26 protein-coding genes are annotated in these 22,910 nt (G+C 32.2%); 20 read left to right on the forward strand and 6 right to left on the reverse strand.

The window, feature by feature from the left end:
• Positions 1-591 precede the first annotated feature (591 nt).
• The 5 genes from ACFVR2_RS03560 to ACFVR2_RS03580 all read left to right on the forward strand — a co-directional run bounded on the left by ACFVR2_RS03560 (position 592) and on the right by ACFVR2_RS03580 (position 3,875).
• Entirely contained in the window at positions 592-1,065 is a 474-nt protein-coding gene (locus ACFVR2_RS03560) for a GNAT family N-acetyltransferase (protein ID WP_387358956.1), read from the forward strand.
• A gap of 228 nt (positions 1,066-1,293) precedes the next feature.
• Complete coding sequence (locus ACFVR2_RS03565; RefSeq protein ID WP_387358958.1) at positions 1,294-2,544, forward strand: MDR family MFS transporter; 1,251 nt, start codon at positions 1,294-1,296, stop codon at positions 2,542-2,544.
• Between the two features lie 134 nt (positions 2,545-2,678).
• Entirely contained in the window at positions 2,679-2,927 is a 249-nt protein-coding gene (locus ACFVR2_RS03570; RefSeq protein WP_387358960.1) for a hypothetical protein, read from the forward strand.
• A 91-nt stretch (positions 2,928-3,018) separates the two neighbouring features.
• Positions 3,019-3,330, forward strand: a complete 312-nt coding sequence (locus ACFVR2_RS03575) for a hypothetical protein (RefSeq protein ID WP_387358962.1) — start codon at positions 3,019-3,021, stop codon at positions 3,328-3,330.
• Positions 3,331-3,437: 107 nt separating this feature from the next.
• Positions 3,438-3,875, forward strand: a complete 438-nt coding sequence (locus ACFVR2_RS03580) for a BrxA/BrxB family bacilliredoxin (RefSeq protein WP_387358964.1) — start codon at positions 3,438-3,440, stop codon at positions 3,873-3,875.
• Positions 3,876-3,973: 98 nt separating this feature from the next.
• Here ACFVR2_RS03580 and ACFVR2_RS03585 read toward each other — a convergent pair whose 3' ends face one another.
• Positions 3,974-4,171, reverse strand: coding sequence for a hypothetical protein (locus ACFVR2_RS03585; protein WP_387358966.1), 198 nt, complete (start codon positions 4,169-4,171; stop codon positions 3,974-3,976).
• A 155-nt stretch (positions 4,172-4,326) separates the two neighbouring features.
• Between ACFVR2_RS03585 and ACFVR2_RS03590 the strand changes: the two genes are divergently transcribed.
• From ACFVR2_RS03590 to ACFVR2_RS03620, 7 genes are all read left to right on the forward strand, one after another.
• The gene (locus tag ACFVR2_RS03590; RefSeq protein ID WP_387358968.1) at positions 4,327-4,809 is read left to right on the forward strand and encodes an NUDIX hydrolase; all 483 of its coding nucleotides are present in this window, start codon (positions 4,327-4,329) and stop codon (positions 4,807-4,809) included.
• A 452-nt stretch (positions 4,810-5,261) separates the two neighbouring features.
• Positions 5,262-6,017, forward strand: a complete 756-nt coding sequence (locus tag ACFVR2_RS03595; protein WP_387358970.1) for a transporter substrate-binding domain-containing protein — start codon at positions 5,262-5,264, stop codon at positions 6,015-6,017.
• 97 nt (positions 6,018-6,114) lie between these two features.
• Entirely contained in the window at positions 6,115-7,455 is a 1,341-nt protein-coding gene (locus ACFVR2_RS03600; protein WP_387358972.1) for an aspartate aminotransferase family protein, read from the forward strand.
• 79 nt (positions 7,456-7,534) lie between these two features.
• Positions 7,535-8,194 carry an amino acid ABC transporter permease gene (locus ACFVR2_RS03605; protein WP_056475253.1) on the forward strand — a complete coding sequence of 220 codons (660 nt, stop codon included), beginning with the start codon at positions 7,535-7,537 and terminating at the stop codon, positions 8,192-8,194.
• A complete protein-coding gene (locus ACFVR2_RS03610) occupies positions 8,187-8,909 on the forward strand; it encodes an amino acid ABC transporter ATP-binding protein (RefSeq protein ID WP_387358974.1) in 723 nt (240 codons plus the stop codon). The genes ACFVR2_RS03605 and ACFVR2_RS03610 overlap by 8 nt, the downstream gene beginning before the upstream one ends.
• Positions 8,910-9,250: 341 nt before the next feature.
• Positions 9,251-9,589 carry a DUF485 domain-containing protein gene (locus tag ACFVR2_RS03615; protein WP_387358976.1) on the forward strand — a complete coding sequence of 113 codons (339 nt, stop codon included), beginning with the start codon at positions 9,251-9,253 and terminating at the stop codon, positions 9,587-9,589.
• Positions 9,586-11,136, forward strand: a complete 1,551-nt coding sequence (locus tag ACFVR2_RS03620) for a solute symporter family protein (RefSeq protein WP_387358978.1) — start codon at positions 9,586-9,588, stop codon at positions 11,134-11,136. Before ACFVR2_RS03615 ends, ACFVR2_RS03620 begins: the two co-directional genes overlap by 4 nt.
• Before the next feature lie 92 nt (positions 11,137-11,228).
• Here the strand turns inward: ACFVR2_RS03620 and ACFVR2_RS03625 are convergent, their stop codons facing one another.
• Entirely contained in the window at positions 11,229-11,753 is a 525-nt protein-coding gene (locus ACFVR2_RS03625) for an acyl-CoA thioesterase (protein ID WP_387358980.1), read from the reverse strand.
• 257 nt (positions 11,754-12,010) lie between these two features.
• On the opposite strand from ACFVR2_RS03625, the gene ACFVR2_RS03630 reads away from it, so the two are divergent.
• A complete protein-coding gene (locus ACFVR2_RS03630) occupies positions 12,011-12,970 on the forward strand; it encodes an aromatic acid exporter family protein (protein ID WP_387358982.1) in 960 nt (319 codons plus the stop codon).
• Between the two features lie 13 nt (positions 12,971-12,983).
• Positions 12,984-13,499, forward strand: coding sequence for a L,D-transpeptidase (locus ACFVR2_RS03635; RefSeq protein WP_387358984.1), 516 nt, complete (start codon positions 12,984-12,986; stop codon positions 13,497-13,499).
• Positions 13,500-13,569: 70 nt separating this feature from the next.
• On the opposite strand, the gene prli42 is transcribed toward ACFVR2_RS03635, so the two are convergent.
• Entirely contained in the window at positions 13,570-13,662 is a 93-nt protein-coding gene (gene prli42 / locus ACFVR2_RS03640; RefSeq protein WP_156339731.1) for a stressosome-associated protein Prli42, read from the reverse strand.
• 201 nt (positions 13,663-13,863) lie between these two features.
• Positions 13,864-15,525: a M4 family metallopeptidase gene (locus ACFVR2_RS03645; RefSeq protein ID WP_387358986.1), complete on the reverse strand. Its 1,662-nt coding sequence runs from the start codon at positions 15,523-15,525 to the stop codon at positions 13,864-13,866.
• A 461-nt stretch (positions 15,526-15,986) separates the two neighbouring features.
• Here ACFVR2_RS03645 and mce point away from each other — a divergent pair, with 461 nt between their 5' ends.
• The 3 genes from mce to ACFVR2_RS03660 are packed head-to-tail and all read left to right on the forward strand — an operon-like array spanning position 15,987 to position 19,091.
• On the forward strand, positions 15,987-16,406 hold the full coding sequence (mce, locus tag ACFVR2_RS03650; RefSeq protein ID WP_387358988.1) for a methylmalonyl-CoA epimerase: 420 nt from the start codon (positions 15,987-15,989) through the stop codon (positions 16,404-16,406).
• Positions 16,393-17,934: an acyl-CoA carboxylase subunit beta gene (locus ACFVR2_RS03655; RefSeq protein WP_387358990.1), complete on the forward strand. Its 1,542-nt coding sequence runs from the start codon at positions 16,393-16,395 to the stop codon at positions 17,932-17,934. Before mce ends, ACFVR2_RS03655 begins: the two co-directional genes overlap by 14 nt.
• Before the next feature lie 38 nt (positions 17,935-17,972).
• Positions 17,973-19,091, forward strand: a complete 1,119-nt coding sequence (locus ACFVR2_RS03660) for a M20/M25/M40 family metallo-hydrolase (protein ID WP_387358992.1) — start codon at positions 17,973-17,975, stop codon at positions 19,089-19,091.
• A 69-nt stretch (positions 19,092-19,160) separates the two neighbouring features.
• On the opposite strand, the gene ACFVR2_RS03665 is transcribed toward ACFVR2_RS03660, so the two are convergent.
• Entirely contained in the window at positions 19,161-19,757 is a 597-nt protein-coding gene (locus ACFVR2_RS03665) for a DedA family protein (protein WP_387358994.1), read from the reverse strand.
• A gap of 424 nt (positions 19,758-20,181) precedes the next feature.
• On the opposite strand from ACFVR2_RS03665, the gene ACFVR2_RS03670 reads away from it, so the two are divergent.
• From ACFVR2_RS03670 to ACFVR2_RS03680, 3 genes are all read left to right on the forward strand, one after another.
• Positions 20,182-20,400 carry an alpha/beta hydrolase gene (locus tag ACFVR2_RS03670; RefSeq protein ID WP_387358996.1) on the forward strand — a complete coding sequence of 73 codons (219 nt, stop codon included), beginning with the start codon at positions 20,182-20,184 and terminating at the stop codon, positions 20,398-20,400.
• Between the two features lie 172 nt (positions 20,401-20,572).
• Positions 20,573-20,770, forward strand: a complete 198-nt coding sequence (locus ACFVR2_RS03675; protein WP_387358998.1) for a helix-hairpin-helix domain-containing protein — start codon at positions 20,573-20,575, stop codon at positions 20,768-20,770.
• A gap of 175 nt (positions 20,771-20,945) precedes the next feature.
• Positions 20,946-22,286, forward strand: a complete 1,341-nt coding sequence (locus ACFVR2_RS03680) for a glycosyltransferase family 2 protein (protein ID WP_387359000.1) — start codon at positions 20,946-20,948, stop codon at positions 22,284-22,286.
• Positions 22,287-22,355: 69 nt separating this feature from the next.
• Here ACFVR2_RS03680 and ACFVR2_RS03685 read toward each other — a convergent pair whose 3' ends face one another.
• A complete protein-coding gene (locus ACFVR2_RS03685; protein WP_056475296.1) occupies positions 22,356-22,640 on the reverse strand; it encodes a YiaA/YiaB family inner membrane protein in 285 nt (94 codons plus the stop codon).
• Positions 22,641-22,910: the final 270 nt, after the last annotated feature.

Consider the following 22,910-nt stretch of genomic DNA (forward strand, 5'->3'; position numbering starts at 1 on the left):
TTGTCTTAAGGTGGCAACCTCTTTTTTATGTTATTTTGTAAAAATACGATTTAAAAATAGAGTAGTTGAAATGCTGAGGTAGTGAAAATTAAAATTGAAGTGTAAATAAAATAGTGAAACGTGCAATGAGAAATCAGTAATATCAATTATAAAGTCTAAAAATAGTGAATCTGCAAATAAAAGTAGCAAAACCGCAAATAAAATTAGCAAAACTACAATTAAAATTAGTAAATCTGCAATTAAATCCTTTAGTATCCTAAATAAGCCAGTTATTACCCATATCGGTTATAGTATTTTGACTTAATAATAGTTAAAAGTAGACCCTTTCAATTAGAAGACTAACAAGTTCTTTCTTTATAGACAAAAATAGTGATGAATTACGTTAATTATCTATAAAAATGACCACATAAAATCACACATAATGAAAAACGCACCGAGATACCTCTCAACCATACTAAGAGTAATAAAATGAGTTATTTTATCGATAAAAAAAGGAGTATATGTGTCTTCTCTATCCTGAATTTTTTAGTGACTTGTGATAAAATTAAATAATTATAAAATTCTGTATTTTGTAAAAAAGGGGTGGAATTTATGCTAGTTGAACAAAATGGCTATTACATATCAACTAATAAAGAATTTTTAAACAGAAAAGTTATTTATAACTTTTTAGATAAAGATTCATATTGGGCGAATGAAATTCCTTTTGAGTACATTGAGCGATTTATCAAAGGATCTTTCTGTTTTGGTGTTTACAAGGGGAATCCAGAAATAGAACCAACCCAAGTAGGCTTTGCAAGAGTAGTATCAGATGGCGTCACATTTGCTTATTTAGCAGACGTATTTATTCTCCCAGAATATCGTAAACAAGGATTATCAAAATGGCTAATGGAACAAATCATGAGTTATGAAAAACTATCAACTGTACGCACATTCATGCTTGGCACAAGAGATGCTCACAACTTATACCGCAAATACGGCTTCGAAGTGATTGATCATAGTAAAAACCGATTTATGGCAATATTAAAAGACAATCTTTATCAGGATATAAAAAACAATAGGGAATAGGATGCCATTCCTCTTCTCTATAGCCCTCTTTTATTTCATGCCTTCATGCTATACCATTTCCTAAAATACCTCTAGCATTGGCTTTATTCAATGCTTTAATCCTTTTCCTAAATCCTTTAAGCAACCTCCAGTTCACCTTTAGATCCCCGAACTAAAACCTTTACAAACTGTAACATTTGTAAGATAATTTACAAATATGTGACATCTTAGAGAAATAGGGGGGATAAGATGTTTAAAAATTTATCTGCGGTACATCCTGTTGCTTGGAATATCGTTATTGGAACTTTATTCGTTAGGTTTGCTAGCACAGTAAGTATGCCGTTTTTAGCTATTTATTTAACTTCGGTTAAACATATCTCACCTGCAATGGTTGGGATCATGTTAACGGTTTCATCTTTTTTAGGGGTATTTTTCAGTTTTATTGGAGGAACTCTTTCTGATCGTATTGGAAGGAAAACCATTTTATTATCGAGTATTTTCTTATGGTCTATCACATTAGTTGGTTTTGGACTAGGAGATTCTTTCGCCTGGTTTTTCGTGCTGAACTCGATCTTAAATATTTGTTCATCATTTTTCGAACCTTCGTCTAGAGCATTACTTTCTGATTTAACCGACGAGAAATCAAAACTGTTAGTCTTTAATTTGCGGTATGCTGCTATTAATGTTGGAGTTGCAGTAGGTCCTTTAGTTGGTTTATATCTAGGAAGCTCTAAAAGCACATTGCCATTTGTATTATCTGGAATTGTGTACTTTTTTTATGGTTTAACATTATTATATATGTTATCGAAGTATAAAATTGGAGAAGGAAAGTCTGCTTCAACAACTAACAAAGTTTCGATGAAGGCGTCGTTTTCAATTTTACGTAAGGACATCATCTTTGCTTTAACGATTCTAACAATCTGTTTTTATGGTCTTGGTTATTCACAAAGCTTTTCAACAATGTCTCAATATTTTGCGAATGCACCACAGTTTCATAATGGAGTTAAACTGTATGCGTATTTAACAACAATCAACGCAGTAACTGTAGTAATACTTCAATTCCCAATAGTAAGTAGAATGAAGAATTTTTCACCAACTGTATCTATGATGATTGGAAATGTGATTGTTAGTTTAGCTGTTGCTGGATTTGGGTTATTTACTAACTTTTTCTTATTAGCAATCGTAATGATTGTGTTAACTGTAGGAGAAATATTTGCATTTACATTTACAGATGTATTTGTCGATCAGCTTGCTCCTGAAGAATTAAAGGGAACTTATTTTGGGGCAATGGGATTCTCAAAACTCGGTTTCGTTTTCGGTCCAGCGCTTGGTGGAAGTTTATTAGCTTACTTCGGATATGAAAATGGTGGCCGTGGATTTGTTATTATTAGTGCAATCGCTTTTATAAGTTTTCCAATGATGTATTTTGTAAATCGACTTTTTCAGAAAAGAAATGAAGTCAAGGTTGAATCGGATACAAAATTAACGGTTAATTCTTAAAAGAACGCTTTAAAAGCGTTCTTTTTTTCTTTCAGAGCGTAAAGTTGTCATTCTCTTTTTTCCATTCATTTCCATCTGTTGTGTGTGATACATTTAATATAAGAAAAATAATAGCAATGTTGGAGGCGATTATATTGAATAAATTTGGTTGGCTTTCTTTAATGACGGTTGGTATTAGTATTGTTATAGCTCTTTTAATCAATGAACACACTAAATACCTGGGTCTATTCCTTGTATTTTTCAGCATCTTATCAATAACAGGTGTTATATTTGCAATCTTTTCAAAAAAAATAACAAATATCATTCTTGGTGTATTCTTAAATATTATCACCTTTGTTTTCTTCTTCTTTTTAATATTGGCGTTCGGTATTGGAGAAGCTTAAATATTAGAGTTTTTTCATTTCATACTAAAAAAGTATGCTTTCGTTCATTTCCTCATATATTTGTATAAACAAGCGATATGGAGGGAGAGATATGGACGAACTTCTTTTTGATCAGCTTAAGTTTTTAAGTTGGGACTGTATAATATTAGAAGGTGCTAGTGAGCAAGAAGAAGAACTAATGATAAATGTATTATCTACATTACATTCAGTCGGATTAAAAAATAAAATTGATGCAAAAGTTTTATTTATTGCGGGAGATGTGGAAAAGATTGATCAGTTTGTCATAAAAAATCCATTCGTGACCGTCATACGAGTTGTTGAAGAATTAAATGAAGATTACCAATACGCCATATCTACATTAGCTCATTTACCGAATGTAATCGTTGAGTTAGTGAATGAATGACTAATTTGATAAAAGATTGATTTAAAAATAAACTAGCAGGTTCAAAAGCTTGAATTAATAGCCGCTAAATTGGTAAGATGATAAAAAGCATGTAAGGGGTAGATGAAATGAATATGAATTTTAATTTCTTTATGAATGATGTTGTCCATACTGCACGTCAAGAGATCGTAGCGGCTGGTTATGCAGAGTTAAAAACACCAGAGGAAGTCGAGCAAGCATTAGAAAAGAAAGGCACTACACTTGTAATGGTAAACTCAGTATGTGGTTGTGCTGGTGGTATTGCTCGTCCTGCAGCAGCACATTCAGTGCACTATGATGCAAGACCTGACCAATTAGTAACTGTGTTTGCAGGACAAGATAAAGAAGCTACTACGAAAGCTCGTGAATATTTTACTGGTAAAGCACCATCATCTCCGTCATTTGCACTTTTAAAAGACGGTGAACTTGTTGCGATGGTTGAGCGACATGAAATCGAAGGCCATGATCCAATGCAAGTTATTCAAAAACTTCAAAATTACTTCGATCAATTTTGTGAAGAAATTTAAATAAAAAAGTACAAAAATTTATGGAGGGAAATCCATAAATTTTTGTACTTTTTTTGTGCATAATATTATTATGTAAACTGTATTTAATATGAAGCGTTCTAATTAATTGTTATTTTGTAAATAAAATAAAGAATAAAAAAGAAAGATAATGCAGCTAAAGAGCATGTAAATATTAATAACATTAATGCATCTTTATATGCTGTTTCATCATATTTTACTCGAAAAGCGAAAGATTCTAATCTATGTTTTTTGGATTTTCTATATTGGTTTAAATCGATAATATTTGATTGATCCACAACACACCTCTCCTTTGTAGTACTAATATATTAATTAAATTTTAAAATATTCTAAAAAATTAGTAAAGTTGTTTTGTAAACAAATTAATAGCAAATTATGCCATAATTAATAGAAATAAAATTTACTAAAATCCTTGAAAGGTTAGTGGGAATTTGTGAAATATACTTTATGCTTTATCAAACGAAATGATGAACTATTAATGTTAAATCGTATAAACGCTCCTACAATGGGAATTTGGAATGGTGTTGGTGGAAAAATAGAAAAAGGGGAAGCAATCGAAAAATCAGTGCAAAGAGAGATTGCAGAAGAAACCGGAATACATATTGAGTTGAAAGATATTACTTATAAAGGTAAAGTGACCTGGCATGAAGAAGATGCGGATTTCGGAGGTATGTATGTATTTCTGGCCGAGGTTTCTAATAACCTAAAATATGATACGCCTTTAAAAACAGATGAAGGAATTTTAGATTGGAAAAAAATTGATTGGGTAATAGATGAAAAAAATCAAGGAGTAGGAGAGTGTATTCCATATTTTCTTCCTATACTATTAAAAAACGAGCGGAATCATCATTTTTCGTTTTATTATAAGGAGAATAGAGTTGCTGATGTAGTAATAGAAGAGGAAGTTTTAATATAATAAAATAATTTATAAATGAATAATGTAATCATTTTTATGAAAATACCATTTCCGCAATGGTATTTTTTTTATGAATAAGCGTGAAAACGCTTAAATTTGGGGGAATATAAGTGTTCGGTATTGAAAAATGTAGTGATTTGCGAGATTTGTCGAAAACTTTTTGAAAGATTTGAAAAGTGCGATAACAATACGCTCATTCACTTCAGTGAATAAATATATAAATATAATGAATATTAATGAAAAAATTTTTTTAATAATATCCTTGTAAAATTAGGCTGTATCTAATTTTTTTGTCGAAAACCTGAAAAATATAGTTGCATAATTATTAGTATGTGTTAAAATTCATTTTGTGGAATAATTATTCATTCGAAAAAAATGGTTGTTTAATAGAATACTAAAAAGATAATATAAATAATAAGTTTGAATTTTTAAAAAATTAGGGGGAAGCATTAATGAAAAAATTAGTCGGAGTTTTAGCTGCATCAGCATTATCAATTGGAATGTTATCTGCTTGTAACAAGTCAGATGATAAAACCTTAATCTTAGGAACAAGTGCGGATTATAAGCCTTATGAATTTATTGACACAAAAAATGACAAAATTGTCGGGTTTGATGTTGATTTAGCTAAAGCGCTTGGTAAAAAAACTGGATACACTATTAAAGTTAAAGATATTGATTTTAATTCATTAATTACTGCGATGAACGCAGATAAAGTAGATTTTATTATGGCCGGTATGAAAAAGACACCTGAGCGTGCGAAAAATGCAGATTTCACTGAACCATATTTCACTGATCAAAATGAAATAGTTGTAAATAAAGATTCAAACATTAAAAGTGTTAAAGATTTAAAAGGAAAAACAGTCGGTGTACAAGCTGGTTCAATTCAAGAAACAAAAGCAATTGAAGTTTCTAAAAAGTATGGATTTAAAGTTGAAAACCGTAACCGTATTCCAGAGATGGTAGAAGAATTAAAAGCTGGAAGATTTGATGCTGTTGTGATCGAACAATCTGTAGCAAGTGGCTATCTAAATAAATTACCTGAAATGCAAGGTGAATTAATGCAAGATTTCTTTGAACAATCTGGTTCAGCTGTAGCTCTTCCAAAAGGTAGTAAATTAACACCTAAATTTGATAAAGCACTAGCTGAATTAAAAGAAGATGGAACTGTTGATAAATTAGTTAAAAAATGGTTCGGTGAATTGAAGTAATACGTAAGATTTTAATAGATTATAAGATAAACCTATAGGGTATGGCAGAAGATATAGAAAATGATAAGTTTTGTTGTAATCAGGGGAGGAATTATTGATGGAGAGAGATTGGAGTCACTTATTAGAAAAAATGCCTTTACGTCTTGCGCCAAGCATGGCAAAGGATCATCCTAACTTACCGGTTGTAAAGGAAGAAGGCTGTTACTACTATGGTGTAGATGGTAAAGAGTACTTAGACTTTACATCTGGCATTGCTACTACAAATGTTGGACATCGTCATCCAAAGGTAGTACAGGCAATTAAAGATGGCGCTGATTCTTTAGCACATGGTCCGTCGGGTGTTATTATTTACGAATCGATTTTAAAGCTAGCAGATGAGTTGGCTGAAATTCTTCCTGGTAATTTAGATACTTTCTTTTTTGGTAATAGTGGAACTGAAGCGATTGAAGGTGCTATTAAGCTAGCTAAGCATGCTACTAAACGTCCATATATTGTTTCATTTATTGGTTGTTTCCATGGCCGTTCTATGGGAGCATTAAGCGTTACGACATCAAAAAGTAAGTATCGAAAATTTTTACAACCAACAGGCTCTTATCAAATACCTTATGCAAATGTTTCAGAATGCCCTGAAGGTTATGATGAAGAACAATATGTAGTAGAGCAATTAGAAAAAGATTTTAAACGTTTATTTAATCATCAAGTAACACCAGAAGAAGTAGCTGCAGTTATTGTAGAGCCAGTTCTAGGTGAAGGTGGATATATAGTACCACCTAAAGCATGGTTAAAGAAAATAAGAGAAATCTGTGATAAAAATAATATTTTACTAATTTTTGATGAAGTTCAAACTGGATTTGGCCGTACAGGAGATTGGTTTGCTGCACATACTTTTGATGTGACGCCAGATATTATGGCAATTGCAAAAGGTATTGCAAATGGAATTCCTTTAAGTGCGACTGTAGCATCAAATGAACTAATGAAACAGTGGCCACTAGGTAGTCATGGAACAACATTTGGAGGAAATCCAATAGCTTGTTCAGCTGCACTGGCTGTTTTAGAAATTATTAAGGAAGAAAAGCTTTTAGAAAATACGAAAGAAGTTGGAGCTTACGCAGTAGAAAAACTGAATGCATTAAAAGAAAGGCATCCGGTAATTGGAAGCATTCGCTCAATTGGTTTAATGATCGGCATTGAAATTATTAATCCAGCTACAAAAGAACCAAACGGTGATGGATTATTTAAAATTCTTGATCTTGCTTTGGAAAAAGGTGTTTTATTCTACTTCTGTGGTAACAACAGTGAAGTAATTCGAATGATTCCACCATTAACAGTTACGAAGAATCAAATCGATGATGGGTTAGCAATCTTAGATGAAGCATTAACAGAATATGAGCAATCCATTGGATATGAATTATTTGAAACAAAGGGCATTGGTTTCTAAACCAGTGCTCTTTATCTAAACAGACTTTGTCGAATATACTTTGCAATTTAAAAGACGAATAGTAAAGGAGCACTACAATATGAACTTAGATTTTTCTCAAATTGTCCCTTCAATTCCATATATATTGGCCGGATTAAAATTAACACTACTAGTAGTTGTTTGTTCAATTTTATTAGGTCTTGTTTTAGCAATATTACTTGCATTAATGAAAATTAGCCGTGCAAAATGGTTAGTTGTAATAGCTGATTTTTATACATCAATTTTTCGTGGAACACCGATGGTTTTGCAATTAATGATCATTTATTATGGTTTACCACAATTAATTGGTGTCGATATCGAAAAGTTTCCAGCAGCGGTATTGGCCTTTGGATTGAATTCAGGAGCTTATGTATCAGAGATCATCCGTGCAGGTATACTAGCAGTAGATAAAGGGCAACAAGAAGCTGCTTCAGCTTTAGGAATCCCTTACCGTAAAATGATGTCAAAAATTATTTTACCTCAAGCATTTAAAAATATTTTACCAGCTTTGATGAATGAGTTTATTACGTTAACAAAGGAATCAGCAATGGTAACAGTAATTGGTGCATCTGATTTAATGAGAAGAGCATTCTTAGTAGGTGGAGAGACTTACTCATTTATGGAACCACTTATTTTTGTAGCTGCAATCTATTACATTATCATTATGATCCTATCACTTCTAGGTAAATCTGTTGAAAGGAGAATGCGTACAAATGATTAGAATTACGAATTTAAATAAAAGCTTTGGAAATGTTCATGTATTAAAAGGAATAACAACTATAATTGAACAAGGATCTGTTGTTGCTGTAATTGGTCCATCTGGTTCTGGAAAGTCTACATTTTTACGTTGTATGAATTTATTAGAAACTCCTTCAAATGGTGAAATTTGGATGGATGATATTGAAATTACAAATCCTAAAAGTAATATAATGAAAATTCGTGAAGATGTAGGTATGGTATTCCAACATTTTCATTTGTTCCCACATATGACAGTTCTAGAAAATATTACGTATGCTCCGATTAATGTAAAAGGTATGAGTAAGGCTAAGGCAGAAGAAAATGCAAATGCACTTCTTGAAAAAGTTGGACTTCTTGAAAAAGCAAACGTATATCCTCCTAAACTTTCAGGTGGTCAAAAACAACGTGTAGCTATAGCAAGAGCACTTGCAATGGAACCTAAAGTAATGCTATTTGATGAACCAACATCAGCTTTAGATCCAGAGATGGTAAAAGAAGTACTTGAAGTTATGAAATCATTAGCTCATACAGGAATGACAATGGTCATCGTTACACATGAAATGGGTTTTGCAAAGGAAGTTGCAGATCGAATTCTATTCTTAGACGAAGGAAATCTAGTTGAAGATGCAACTCCAGTCGAATTATTTACAAGACCTAAAACGAATCGTGCAAAGTTATTCCTAGAGAAAGTTTTATAAGTCATTTAATCACTTATAATGTGAAGATCCCTACTTTTCATCTGAAAAGAGGGATTTTTTTATTGACAAAAATTTCTTTGATTTAGATTTAACTTGTCTAATGATGTATTCGGTTTGTAAGTCAGCGGATGTTTTTTGTATTTCAAGTTGATCGCGAATTCTAATTCTACAAAAAATAATTCAAAAATTAGAACTTGTTAATTCTTGTCTATCGAAAACATTTATTAAAGTGTATCTAAATGAAATACAATTATCTTAGTTTCTGAAAATTCTTTCATTTATTTTAGCAATAATATCTTCAAATTTTTCAAGAAATAAAAACTTGAAAGGAGAGTATGATGATGGAATTGGACCAAAACTCTATTACGAGTCAAAGCAAATACTCGGAAGTTGCAAAATCTCATGAGTTTAAACAGTTACTGAAAGTTAAAAGAAAGTTTATCCTACCAATGTCTTTATTCTTTTTTTGTTTTTACATTGCATTACCTTTAATGACTTCTTATTCTAAAGCACTTAATACAAAAGCAATTGGAGAGGTCACATGGGCTTGGATATTTGCATTCGCTCAATTTGTTATGACATGGGTATTATGTATGATTTACAGTAAGAAAGCTGAATCCTTTGACAAAATGGCAGATGGAGTATTGGAAAAATTAAATAAAGGAGGGGAGGAAATTTGAATACAACGGCATTTACATTATTTTTAATTATCGTACTAGGAACGCTAGTTATTACATATTACGCTTCTAAAAAAACAAAAGATGCGAAAGATTTTTATACAGCAGGCGGTGGATTGACTGGATGGCAAAATGGATTTGCAATTGCAGGTGACTATATGTCAGCAGCATCCTTTTTAGGAATTGCAGGTGCGATCGCTTTAACTGGATTCGATGGATTTTTCTATAGCATCGGATTTTTAGTTGCATATTTAGTCGTTTTATATTTAGTAGCAGAGCCTTTACGAAATCTTGGAAAATACACATTAGCAGATATGATTGCAGCGCGATTTGATCAAAGAAAAGTAAGAGGGGTAGCCGCGTTAAACACAATGACGATTTCAATTTTTTATATGATTGCACAACTAGTTGGTGCTGGTGCACTGATTAAATTATTACTAGGAATTGATTATACGACTGCAGTTTTAATAGTAGGTATATTAATGACTGTTTATGTAATATTTGGAGGTATGAGGGCTACTAGTTGGGTTCAAATCGTAAAGGCAATACTTCTTATGCTTGGAACATTAGTCATTTCAATCATCGTATTTGCTAAATTTAATTTCAACATTAATGAAATGTTTAGCCAAATGAGAACGGCAACACCTCTAAAGGACTCGTTTTTAAATCCAGGTGTAAAATACACAAACGGATTAGACACAATTTCACTTAATTTAGCACTTGTTCTTGGAACAGCTGGATTACCTCATATATTGGTCCGTTTCTTTACAGTACGTGATGCGAAAACGGCACGAAAATCTGTCGTATTTGCAACTTGGTTAATTGGAGCATTTTATATCATGACAATTTTCCTTGGATTTGGGGCAGCTGCATTTGTTGGAAATTCTGAGATTATAAAAGCAAATCCAGCAGGAAATATGGCGGCGCCACTTTTAGCTGAAGTATTAGGTGGTAACTATTTATTTGCTTTTGTTTCAGCTGTAGCATTTGCAACTATTCTTGCAGTAGTAGCAGGGCTAGTATTAACAGCCGCATCTGCCTTTGCACATGATTTTTATAATGAAATCTTAAAACAAGGTAAAGCAACTGAAAAAGAGCAAGTTTCAATGGCTAGATATGCCTCGATTGGGGTTGCTTTAATCTCAATCTTACTTGCAATATTTGCACAAACATTAAATGTTGCCTTTTTAGTATCCTTAGCATTTGCAGTTGCTGCAAGTGCGAACTTACCAGTCATTCTCTTTACAATCTATTGGAAACGTTTTAATACGACAGGCGCAATTACTGGTATGTTAACTGGATTAATATCTGCAATCATATTAGTAGCAATAAGTCCAAATATTTGGAACCCAATTGAAGGAAAAGCCATTTTTGTTGGGGATCCATTAATAAATTTAACGAATCCAGGAATTATATCGATTCCTTTAGGATTCATAGCTGCTTATTTAGGTACAATCCTTTCAAGCAAAAAAGAAAATGACGCTAAATTTGATGAAATTCTCGTGAAGTCAAATACCGGCCATGGCGTATCTGGTATTTCTACGCATTAATCATAAGTAGAAAAAAGAAACTGAAGAATTTTCTCAGTTTCTTTTTTTAGGGGAAAATTTATTTGTCAGTTTTTAGAAGGAAACAATTTTATTTACTCATCATTTTGTTTTAACTTTAAAGGTTTCGTAGAGATAATCGTTTCGATGTTTTTACTGATTAATTTATTATTTTTACGATTTTCAATTCTTGCTTTTGCTATTTCAGCAAGTTCTCGTTCTTCATCAGTTTCAAGAATGATAGATGGAACTGGTACAGTTTTATTATCCTTCATTCCAACAAAAGTTAAAAATGAAGTAGCAGCAACCCGGCGAATGCCTGTAATTAAGTTCTCTGCAATCGCTTTTACGAAAATGACGATCGATGAGGTTCCTGTAACTACAACGAAGGATTCATAAGAGATACAATCCTCTTCTGTAACTGGGTGTAAGAAGTCTACATGGTCGATTGAAGCAGTTACACATTTCAATCTTGAATGTTTAGAAGCAGTAATTGAAGCAGTCATATCCATGTCAGCAAGAATTTTACCACCAAATAAAGTTTGGTGATTGTTTAAGTCAGTAGGGAAAACTCGAACAGTTAAAGCTGAACGTGATTCATGGCAATATTTTGAACTCATAAATTCACACCTTTTATTAGAATAATGATATTTTTACCAATCTATTTATTATTAAGCGTAAATATGAGATGAAATATTTTCATTAGATATATTTGAGAATGTGACCTATGATCGTAAAGGTTGAACGTACGCTTTAGTGGAGCTTAGGCAACGGTATTTTTTATAAATCCTGATCTTATTTTTTTATCTTTTCTTAACTTTATTCTATTCAACGAATCAAATAGCTCATAAAGTAAAACCTAATAATAGGTGATATTATGTATAGAATTGGTTCGAGGATTGTTAAAACGGCGTTAGGGAGTGCGGTAGCAATTTTTATTGCACAATCGGTGGGAGTTCATTTTTACGCGTCTGCTGGAACATTAACAATATTATGTATACAAACAACTAAAAAGCGTTCATTAGATACAGCATTGAGAAGGTTTTCTGCATGCTTATTGATCATACTTTTTTGTGTTTTTTTCTTTCATATTTTTGGTTATACACCTTTTGCGATTGGATTATTACTTTTATTTTTTATTCCAAGCTTAGTAAAACTTAAAATTCAAGAAGGAGTCATTTCTAGTACGGTTATCATGCTACATCTATATGGCCTAAAAAAAATTACAGTTCCGATCATAGTAGATGAAATAACTGTAATTGTAATAGGCATTGGTGTAGCTTTACTTTGTAATTTATATATGCCTAGTTTAGATGATCAAATAAAAAACTATAAAGTACAAATTGATTCTAAATTTTGTTTTATTTTTGAGAAGATTTCTATTTATTTAAAAGAACCAGCTAATAAGTGTTTTTTAGAAGAATATGATGAAACAGTAAAATTGCTTCAAGAAGCGAAAAGAATTTCTAAATTAGAAATCGATAATCATTATTTTAAATCTTCGAATGATGAAGATTATGAATACTTTTTATTAAGAGAACGGCAACTTGAACTTATTCACCGTATTATTGACACGGTTTGTGACATTAAAGTGAGTAACGAACAATCTCATATTTTATCCAAATTTTTTAATGATTTAAGTTTTTCAATAAATCCAATTATAAGTGGCGTTATATGCTTACATCAGTTAGAAGAAATCTATCATATGTTTCGTGAAATGCCACTCCCACAAACATCTGATGATTTTGAAACTAGAGCAGCGGTTTTAACAATCATTAATGAAATGGAAAGTTTTTTGATTATGAAATCAAAGGTTAAAGGAAAATACGTTAAGTGAAATTAAAAAGGAGTTGCTTTATTTGCTTAAACTAGTTCTATCACTACTTTTAGTAATTGGTCCAGTATGGCCACTTGGGCAAAACCCGAGGGTAGGCGAACCATTTATTATCATTAACAAAGAAATAAATAATTTAGCATATATAGAAGATGGTAAAGTCCTAAGGATTTATCGAATTGCTACCGGAAAAACAGCGGAGTTAACTCCTGAAGGTATTTTTAATATTACATATAAAGCCAAAAATCCATATTGGCGCAAAAAGAATATTCCAGGAGGGGATCCTAAAAATCCTTTAGGAACTAGATGGATTGGTTTTGACGCATTAGGTACAGATGGTTCAATTTATGGTATTCATGGAAATAATGACCCTTCAACAATTGGTAAATATATATCAAATGGTTGTGTAAGAATGTACACAAATGATGTGAATGAACTTTTTGATAAAATTCCATATGGAACGAAAGTATTAATCACAACATCTACAAGTTCATTTGAACAACTAGCTCGAAAGCAAGGTGCGATCAAATAATAAAGAGGATTCACCATCAAAATCTCAAGATCTTGATGATGAATCCTCATTTTACATATTCTTTTTCCTTTTATAACATAGCAGCGATACCTGCAAGTAAAGTAGTAGCAAGCATTGAAATTAACATAATCATAACGACTACTTTTTGTGTTTTTTTTCTCATGTGATTACCACCTTATATGAAAGAATTACTATTTATTAATCATTATTTATAAGAATAATACAAGTGTGTCCTATTTTAGCATATGTATGATTTTTTTTACAGTATTAGCAATAGATCAACGAAAATCACACTTTTATCCAAATAAAAAAAGGGTCTCATAAGCATTTATAGCTTACGAGATATCCCTTTTTAATTGGAATTTTACTTAACTCCAACCGCATCAAATGCTTTATTTACGGTAGTTACTTCAGCGGAGCTTATACCGTAAAGGTCAGTAGCTGCTTTAACGCATGCCGCACGTGCTTGACTGAAAGTAGAGGAAGCTGTTAAGTAAACTGTATTTGCACGATAAAAAATAGAAGCAAGTTTATCATTCCCGATCCCTGTAACAGACACGCCGTATGCAGTTCCACCTTGAGCAATTAAATAAGCTGCTTTATTAATAATACCGCTATTTGTATGAACTCCTCCATTGTCAGATGTTCCAGTGTAACGTTTTGAATAGTTATCTGGATCTCCATATTTAGTTGGATCACTCATCGAACGAAGTGCATCACCTGCAATTTTTGGCGTATAAATATCTTCACCAATCTCGTAATCAGGGTTTTTATTATTATAGAACTCTATTAATGTACCAAAAATATCAGAAATGGCTTCGTTTAGTGCACCAGATTCATTCTGATAAGTTAAATTTGAGCTCTTTTCTGTTACTGCGTGAGTTAACTCATGTGCTACTACGTCAATCCCTCCTGATAATGGAATAAATGTTGTACCATCACCATCGCCATAAACCATTTGCGTACCGTTCCAAAACGCGTTGTTGTAATTACGGCCATAATGGACACTCGATTTTAGTGCACCGCCTTTATTATCATAGGAATTACGTCCAAAAACATTTTTATAATAATCAAATGTTAATCCAGCAAAATAATGTGCATCTACTGCAGCGGCATCATAAGTACTATTTAGAAGGTTATCTGGACTTGTCCAAAGTGTACCTGCAAGACGTGTTTTGTTAGCCGCATCATAAGTGAAAATCCCACCTAAGGCTCTAGTATTATCTTGTAAATAATAAGTTGAACCTGATAAGGTCATGTTTAGTGTTTTTGTATCACCAAGTACGCCAACTCCTGTTCCAGTTGTATTCGTACTTTTTGATGTGCCGCCCGGTTTTGCAGCAGGGGCACTACTATCTGCTTCATCTAAATTATTATAGCTATTTAATATTTTTCCTGTTGATGCATCAATGAAATAATTAAAGTTCCCAGGTTTAGGAGAAAGGAAGTTTAAGTTTACAAGGTAAGCGTAAGTAGCTTCATCACCATTTGTGTAAACTACTAGATCAGCTGTAGGGTCTTTTTCATAGATAGGAGTATAACCAAGGTTGGCTTCTGCAATTTTAATTGATTTGTTGGCATTTACTTTCTTTTCAGATTTAAGTCCTTTTTTCGTATCAAGATTAGGAGCTACCGTACCAGAGAAAACTGTTAAAACACCATCGTTCGCAACCAATGCAGTTTGAGTAGAACCCCAAACAGGTACGCCATTATAAACTTGTTGCAGTCTAAGTGCGGTGCCTAACATATCTTTATTGCTAGACTTAATGATGAATGATTCTTCAGAGGATTTCGAACCGAGTTTGAATTTATCTTTGTTAGCATTGACATAACCGAGTACAATGCTCTCGGGACTTTGAGTTGATGACTTTGTCAGCTGACCTGAAACAAATTCAGGAGATCCTACAGATTCATTATACTTGTAGCTAGATAACACATTTTTTGATGCAGCATATGTATTTGTTACTGAAAAACTACTTGCTGCTAAACCTAAAGATAACCCAACTGCTAAAACTTTTTTGTTCACTTAAATTCCTCCCTAGTTAACAAATAGTGATAACGAGCTAATCGTATCATGTAATCTAGTAGGTTTACAAACTACAAAAAACTGCATTAATTGCACTTTTTTTTTGAAAAAATAAATCTTTTATATCGTGTCTATTTAACCTCTCGATTGTTAAGTAGTCATATTGTTTTAACAAAGGAGAAAAGTGAGGAGAATGCCGTCGAACTTTTTCTAATACATATAATTTTGGTATTTTGCTTAAATCATGGTGTGTTTCTTCCTTTTTAAAGGAGCGGGATATGATCGTTGTTCTATGATTCAAAATCACTTCATCATTGTTATAGCTACGGTTTTAATCATGTTTGTCCACTTTCTTGAATATTGTTTAAATAATAGCTTATGTACTTTTGAACAGATAACAGTACATAAAAAATCTCATATGTTTCTAAAAAAAGCATTGATTTGAAGGAGAGGGCAAAAAAATGTTCACAAATATAGATCATATGGCAATCTGTGTAAAAAATTTAAACGAGAGTATTAAAAAGTATGAGGGTGATTTAGGATTATCATATTCATATCGTGAAATAGTAGATGACCAAGATGTAGAAGTCGCGTTTTTTAAAACAAATAAAATTAATATCGAATTAATCCAACCACTTACAACAACGAATCCTGTACATAAATATATTGAAAAAAAAGGGGAAGGATTGCACCATATTGCTTTTCAAGTAGATGACATCGAAAAATCACTATTAGAACTAAAAAAACGCCAATTCAAATTAATCCATCACTCACCACGTAGTAGGAGTGATGGTTCAAAAGTTGCCTTTATACACCCTAAACAATTCGGAGTATTAATCGAAATTGTTCAAAAAAGGGGGGAGTTTAATGAGCAAGTATGATGATTTATATAAACTATATGAAAAGAAATCTGAAATAGAGCAAGGTGGAGGATTTGAACGGATTGAGAAACAACATGAACGTGGAAAGTTTACAGCACGAGAAAGAATAGACATGCTATTAGATGAAGGTAGTTTTGTTGAGTTATTTAGTTTCGTCCAGCACCGTTGTTCAGATTTTGGAATGGATGAACAAAATGGTGCATGTGATGGAGTTGTCACAGGTTACGGAAAAATAAACGATCGAACGGTCTTTGTCTTTTCACAAGATTTTACTGTGTTCGGTGGTGCATTGGGTGAAATGCATGCGAAAAAAATAAGTCAATTAATGGACATGGCAGTACAGTGTAAGGCCCCAATTATTGGATTAAATGATTCAGGTGGTGCGAGAATCCAAGAAGGTGTCCTTTCTTTAGATGGTTATGGACATGTATTTTATCGAAATACGATTTATTCTGGGGTAGTACCACAAATTTCAGTTATTATGGGACCCTGTGCAGGTGGTGCTGTCTATTCTCCAGCAATTACTGACTTTGTTATTATGGTTAATGGAACTAGCCAAATGTTTATTACTGGACCTAAGGTAATTGAAAGTGTAACAGGTGAAAAAATCTCTGCAGAGGATTTAGGTGGAGCTAAAGTCCATAATGAGATCAGTGGAAATGCACATTTCCAAGCTGAGTCGGAAGAAGAAGCCCTTAAAATCGTTCGAAATTTAATGGAGTATTTACCGGCTCATTGGGAAGAAAAAGCACCTACTAAAATGAAAACCGAAAAAGATCTAGATGATTTACTGGAGCTTATACCAGATGAAAGTAGTCGACCTTATGATGTTAAAAAAATAGTAGAAATGATTGTAGACGATGATTCATTTTTTGAGGTTCAAAAATATTTTGCTAAAAATTTGGTTGTGGGATTTGCTAGATTAAATGGTGAAGTAGTTGGACTCGTTTGTAATCAACCTAAATTTATGGCTGGAGGACTAGATTTACATTCAGCTGATAAAGGGGCAAGATTTATTCGTTTTTGTGATAGTTTTAATATACCAATCATCACGTTTGTTGATGTGACAGGGTTTTTTCCTGGTGTAAAACAGGAGCATGGAGGTATAATAAGGCATGGTGCTAAGCTTTTATATGCGTACTCTGAGGCAACAGTGCCAAAAGTAACAGTCATTACGAGAAAAGCATTTGGTGGAGCATATGTTGCATTAAATAGTAAATCGATTGGAGCGGATTTAGTATTTGCATGGCCAAACGCTGAAATCGCTGTAATGGGTGCTGCAGGTGCTGTAAATATCTTATACGGAAAAGAAATCTCTCAAAGTAATCGACCAGATGAGTTAAGATCAGAATGGATGAATCAATATAAAGAGAAATTTTCTAATCCTTACGTTGCTGCAAAATACGGTTTAGTTGATGATGTTATCGATCCAAGGATGACTAGAAAAAAGCTTATTCAATCTTTGGAAGTATTAAAAAACAAAAATGAAAAGCGCCCAGCTAAAAAACATGGTAATATACCTTTGTAGACATTTTTTTACATATACAATTTGGAGGCATGACAGAAATGATTAATGAACAACGTATAGTCGAAGAATTTTTAGAATTAGTACAAGTAGACTCTGAAACTAAGTTTGAAGCTGAAATTGCAAAGGTTTTAAAACAAAAATTAGAAGCTCTTGGAATGAATGTTTTTGAAGACGACACGATGGGTGTTACAGGTCACGGTGCTGGAAATATTGTTGCTACAATTCCTGCTACTAAAGAAGGCGTTGACGGTATTTTCTTCTCTTGTCATATGGATACAGTAACTCCAGGTAAAGGAATCAAACCATCAATCAAAGATGGATATATCGTTACTGATGGAACTACAATTCTAGGTGCAGATGATAAAGCTGGTATCGCAGCATTTTTAGAAGCTGTAAAAATCATTAATGAACAAAATATTGAGCATGGTGAAATCCAATTCATTATCTCAGTTGGTGAAGAATCTGGATTACATGGTGCTAAAGCAATGGATCCAAAATTAATCACTACTAAATTTGGATATGCATTAGATAGTGATGAAGAAGTAGGTAACATTATCGTAGCAGCTCCAACTCAAGCTAAAGTAATTGCTACTATTTATGGTAAAACAGCACATGCAGGTGTTGCACCTGAAAAAGGCGTTTCAGCGATTACGATTGCTTCTAAAGCAATTGCAAGAATGCCACTTGGTCGCATCGACGAAGAAACAACTGCTAATATTGGACGTTTCGAAGGTGGTAGTGCAACAAATATCGTATGTGATCAAGTACATATTTTAGCTGAAGCTCGTTCATTAATCGGTGAAAAAATGGAAGCTCAAGTAGCTAAAATGAAAGCTGCTTTTGAAGAAGCAGCTACTGAAATGGGTGGACGTGCTGAAGTAGAAGTTCAAATTATGTACCCAGGATTTAAATTTGGTGAGGGAGACCACGTTGTTGAAGTTGCAAAACGTGCAGCAGAAAAAATTGGTCGTACTCCTGCATTACAACAAAGTGGTGGAGGATCTGATGCGAACGTATTCGCAGGTCACGGTTTCCCAATTGTAAACTTAGCAATCGGTTATGAAGAAATCCACACTACAAATGAAAGAATGCCAATTAAAGAGTTAGTAAAAACTGCTGAAATGGTCATTGCAATTGTAGAAGAAGTTGCAAAATAATGTAAGTAAAAAGACGAGACATACAAGTGTCTCGTCTTTTTTCATGGTTATTTTTTCATTGAAGACGCCTTAATTTGTAGTTAGGCGTTTTTTCCAAATGAAAAAGAATAAAATTGCGATTAACAATGCAGTAGGAAATATGACTAAACTATACTTTGTAAATATAGAAGCGACTTTATCCCACTGTTCACCCAAAATTTTTCCTAGTGTTACAAAAGTGAAACCCCAAAGGATTGCTCCAACAAATCCAAACGTTGCAAATTTTCTATAGGAATATTTATTAATGGCTGCAAAATAAGCAGTTAAATGTCTGATTCCAGGTATAAAAAATCCTATAATAAGAATATACGGTCCAAATTTTGAGAATAAGTTTTTTGTGATATCAATTTTTTTCTCTGTAATATGAACTTTTGGTCCGTATTTTTTTAATAAAGGTAAACCAAATATGTATCCGAGTAAATAACTTAAAGAGATTCCACAAATGATTCCGATAATAGCACAAGCTAGAGAAGGTAAATATGATAACCTACCTTGAAATACATTATAACCTATGTATGTTAAAAGAATTTCATCTGGTAATGGCAATCCAATTATTCCTCCGATTAATGCTAAAATGATGCCTATATAACCATAGTGACTAATTAATACGTTTAAATGATGAACCATTGAGCATACACATCCTCGATTTTTTCCGCGTAAAGTAGATAGGCTAAAATTTTTTAATAGATAATATCATTGTATACAAACAAAAATATTTTATAGCATTTTCTTTAATATGGCAATTCAAAATTCAAATAATTTTGTTATTATTAGAATGATTTAATAATACTTAGAAAATAAAGTAATTTAGGGAGAAAAATGATTAATTATTATGAAATAGCTCCAAATATATTTAGAAGAAAAGAAACCATCATAATGTTTCATGGTTGGGGTTCAACGATTGAATTACAAATCCAACTTGGTAAAGAGCTATCTGATTTAGGATTTAAAGTTGTTATTCCCGAAATTAAATACCATGATTCGAGAGAAGCTCTAAATAACCATTTTGATCAAAAAATTTTACAAACATATTTTTGGAAAAGGAAGTTCAATGGGTGGTTTTATTGCAAGTGGAATGTTTTTTTCAAATACTAGTTATGCTGGATTAATTAATATTAATGGATCAAGTTCTTATATTTATTCTGAGAAGGATTTTCGTAAAAAAGATAGAAGAGTACCATTAAATGATAAGGAATTGGAAACGTTTTTAAAATATGATCCTAAATTTAAATATCGTACTATAAGAAAGCCTATTTTATTCTTACACTGAGAACAAGATTTGGTTATTCCAATTGGTGGACAACTCGATTTTTTAGCAACAAAACATAATGATTATATAGATTTTCTTAAATATAAGGATGTAAATCATACAATCACAAATTGTATGAAAAATGACCTATTGAATTGGCTTGATAAAAATTATAAATAGGAGGAGTTTTAATATGAGTGAAAATTCACTACCAAATGGATTAGCTAAACCTGCTGCTATTAGAGCATTAACTTCAGCAGGTTACTTACATCTGGAGCAATTCATACAATTAAGCGAGGCGGAAGTATTAAAATTACACGGGATGGGACCTAAGGCGATTACGACAATTAAAAATGCATTGGAAGAGAAAGGATTAACTTTTAAAAAATAATACTTATATGAAAACGAACTGATCTAATTTCAGTTCTTTTTTATTTGGTTTTCTTTAAGTAATTAAAGTGTCTTTTAGTTATTCATTTTTACTAAAATTTTCTAGGATATTAATGCATATTATAGTGATATAATGATTTTTATCGTCTAAATTTCATAAAAAAGGGGGGAGACTATTGAAACCAAACTTGTCTCCTATACAAAAAAAAGAAACCCGTTATTATTTTACCGTAAATAGGAAATTTTGGTTTAGTCATTTTATTTCATTTTCTTGGTTACTTTTTTCAATTTATTTATCAGTTCCTTGGGTAAACGATTTATCTGACATTGTTACTACGCCAGTAGCAATCATCATAATAGGTGGTATTGCCTATGTACCAGGCTATATGAGCACTTTTTTAGTTATAAGTTTACTACTCGATAAACAACCGAATTTTAAAAATGAATTTCCAAATGATTCGGTAACTGTATTAGTGGCTGCTTATAATGAAGAAGGCGCTATTTTTAATACGTTAAAATATATTTCAGATCAAGACTATACTGGTGAAATAAACGTTATCGTTATTAATAATAATTCAACCGATGGTACAGATCGTGAAGTAATGAGGGCGAAAAAAGAGTTAAATTCTAATATTACTTTATTACATCAACCAAAACCCGGTAAGTTTCATGCGCTTAATTTGGGCTTGGAGTATGTAAAAACACCATATGTCATTACACTAGATGCAGATACATTAATTCATCCTTCTGCAGTAAGATACTTAGTTTCAAGAATAAAAAGTAGCCCTTCCGATGTTTCTGCTGTTGCTGGCTCAATGTTAGTTCGTAATAGTCGTGAAACATTTTGGACTAAGATTCAAGAGTGGGACTACTTTTTAGGAATTTCTTCAATAAAAAGACTTCAGGGATTATATCAAGGAACACTTGTTGCACAAGGGGCTTTTAGTTTATATAAAACTGATTGTGTAAAGGAAGTTAGAGGTTGGCCAGATGCGATTGGAGAAGATATCGTATTAACATGGAGACTTTTACAGAAGCAATGGAAGGTATACTTTGAACCATTAGCAGTAGCATTTACCGATGCACCTACAACATTTGGTCATTTTGCTAAACAAAGATCAAGATGGGCAAGAGGTATGGTTGAAGGACTGATTGAAATAAAACCGTGGCAACAACCACAAGTTTATACAAAGTATTTAACTGGTATTAATCTCATGATGGTTTACTTAGATTTTATTTACACTTTATGTTGGATTCCTGGATTGATTTTAGCGTTTTTTGGAATCAACATGATTGTTGGTCCAATGACTTTATTAGTTCTCCCATTAACATTTATTAGCTATTCAATCCTTTATTTTTACCAGAAAAACTATGTTTTCCGTAATTTGAATTTAAGAATAAGAAATAATCGTATAGGATTTATTTTCTTCCTACTATGCTATCAAATGATTATGTCACCAGTTTCACTTTATGGCTATATTCAAGAATTCTTTAAATTAAAACGAGTTTGGGAATAAAAAAAACTTTATAATCATAAAAAAGGGGATCACAAAAGTAATTGTACTTTTTGTAATCCCTTTTTGTTTTTATAAATTAGTTGTTTCTTTCTTTGTTGAACTATCTAATTTCATCTTTAATTGAACTTCTTGCTCAGCGATAATATCATCATCTTCGGCATTATCACGAACAACCTTTTGGGTTAAAATTGAGCCTACTGCTACTAACAGCATAACTGCAATATAATAACCTTTTTCGTTTAATTCCATATCTGCATTGTAAAGTCCGATACAAAACAAAAATACTCCTGCAACTAATGTAAAGTATGCCAAAACAGTAAATGCTGGTGTGTTTCTACGTCTGTGCTTCTGCAAATTTAATCACGCTCAGGGTAAGATTTAACATAATTGTCTGACGTTAAAAACTGCTATTAAAAAGGTATAAATGATTTCAAAAAAATTCTTAACATCTGATTATTATTATATAAAATTTGTTGTTAAATAGTAATAAAATTCTAATAAATTAGTAAATTGGTAAATATTACTGGAATTTTTTAGGGGAAACCTAAATAAAGAATAGAGAAATACAAAAAGATATCTAATCACAAATATAGAGGAAATATTTATTTGGAGAGGATGGTCAGA

The sequence above is a fragment of the Gottfriedia sp. NPDC057991 genome, assembly GCF_042886615.1.
Classification (GTDB): domain Bacteria; phylum Bacillota; class Bacilli; order Bacillales; family Bacillaceae_G; genus Gottfriedia.

Bases quoted from the DNA above. Each gene is read 5' to 3' on its own strand.
- ACFVR2_RS03630 (WP_387358982.1), top strand. From the start codon at position 12,011: ATGTATAGAATTGGTTCGAGGATTGTTAAAACGGCGTTAGGGAGTGCG.
- mce (WP_387358988.1), top strand. From the start codon at position 15,987: ATGTTCACAAATATAGATCATATGGCAATCTGTGTAAAAAATTTAAAC.
- ACFVR2_RS03595 (WP_387358970.1), top strand. From the start codon at position 5,262: ATGAAAAAATTAGTCGGAGTTTTAGCTGCATCAGCATTATCAATTGGA.
- ACFVR2_RS03560 (WP_387358956.1), top strand. From the start codon at position 592: ATGCTAGTTGAACAAAATGGCTATTACATATCAACTAATAAAGAATTT.
- ACFVR2_RS03615 (WP_387358976.1), top strand. From the start codon at position 9,251: ATGGAATTGGACCAAAACTCTATTACGAGTCAAAGCAAATACTCGGAA.
- ACFVR2_RS03665 (WP_387358994.1), bottom strand. From the start codon at position 19,757: ATGGTTCATCATTTAAACGTATTAATTAGTCACTATGGTTATATAGGC.
- ACFVR2_RS03565 (WP_387358958.1), top strand. From the start codon at position 1,294: ATGTTTAAAAATTTATCTGCGGTACATCCTGTTGCTTGGAATATCGTT.
- ACFVR2_RS03655 (WP_387358990.1), top strand. From the start codon at position 16,393: ATGAGCAAGTATGATGATTTATATAAACTATATGAAAAGAAATCTGAA.
- ACFVR2_RS03625 (WP_387358980.1), bottom strand. From the start codon at position 11,753: ATGAGTTCAAAATATTGCCATGAATCACGTTCAGCTTTAACTGTTCGA.
- prli42 (WP_156339731.1), bottom strand. From the start codon at position 13,662: ATGAGAAAAAAAACACAAAAAGTAGTCGTTATGATTATGTTAATTTCA.
- ACFVR2_RS03600 (WP_387358972.1), top strand. From the start codon at position 6,115: ATGGAGAGAGATTGGAGTCACTTATTAGAAAAAATGCCTTTACGTCTT.
- ACFVR2_RS03675 (WP_387358998.1), top strand. From the start codon at position 20,573: ATGAGTGAAAATTCACTACCAAATGGATTAGCTAAACCTGCTGCTATT.
- ACFVR2_RS03660 (WP_387358992.1), top strand. From the start codon at position 17,973: ATGATTAATGAACAACGTATAGTCGAAGAATTTTTAGAATTAGTACAA.
- ACFVR2_RS03670 (WP_387358996.1), top strand. From the start codon at position 20,182: ATGGGTGGTTTTATTGCAAGTGGAATGTTTTTTTCAAATACTAGTTAT.
- ACFVR2_RS03575 (WP_387358962.1), top strand. From the start codon at position 3,019: ATGGACGAACTTCTTTTTGATCAGCTTAAGTTTTTAAGTTGGGACTGT.
- ACFVR2_RS03580 (WP_387358964.1), top strand. From the start codon at position 3,438: ATGAATATGAATTTTAATTTCTTTATGAATGATGTTGTCCATACTGCA.
- ACFVR2_RS03610 (WP_387358974.1), top strand. From the start codon at position 8,187: ATGATTAGAATTACGAATTTAAATAAAAGCTTTGGAAATGTTCATGTA.
- ACFVR2_RS03605 (WP_056475253.1), top strand. From the start codon at position 7,535: ATGAACTTAGATTTTTCTCAAATTGTCCCTTCAATTCCATATATATTG.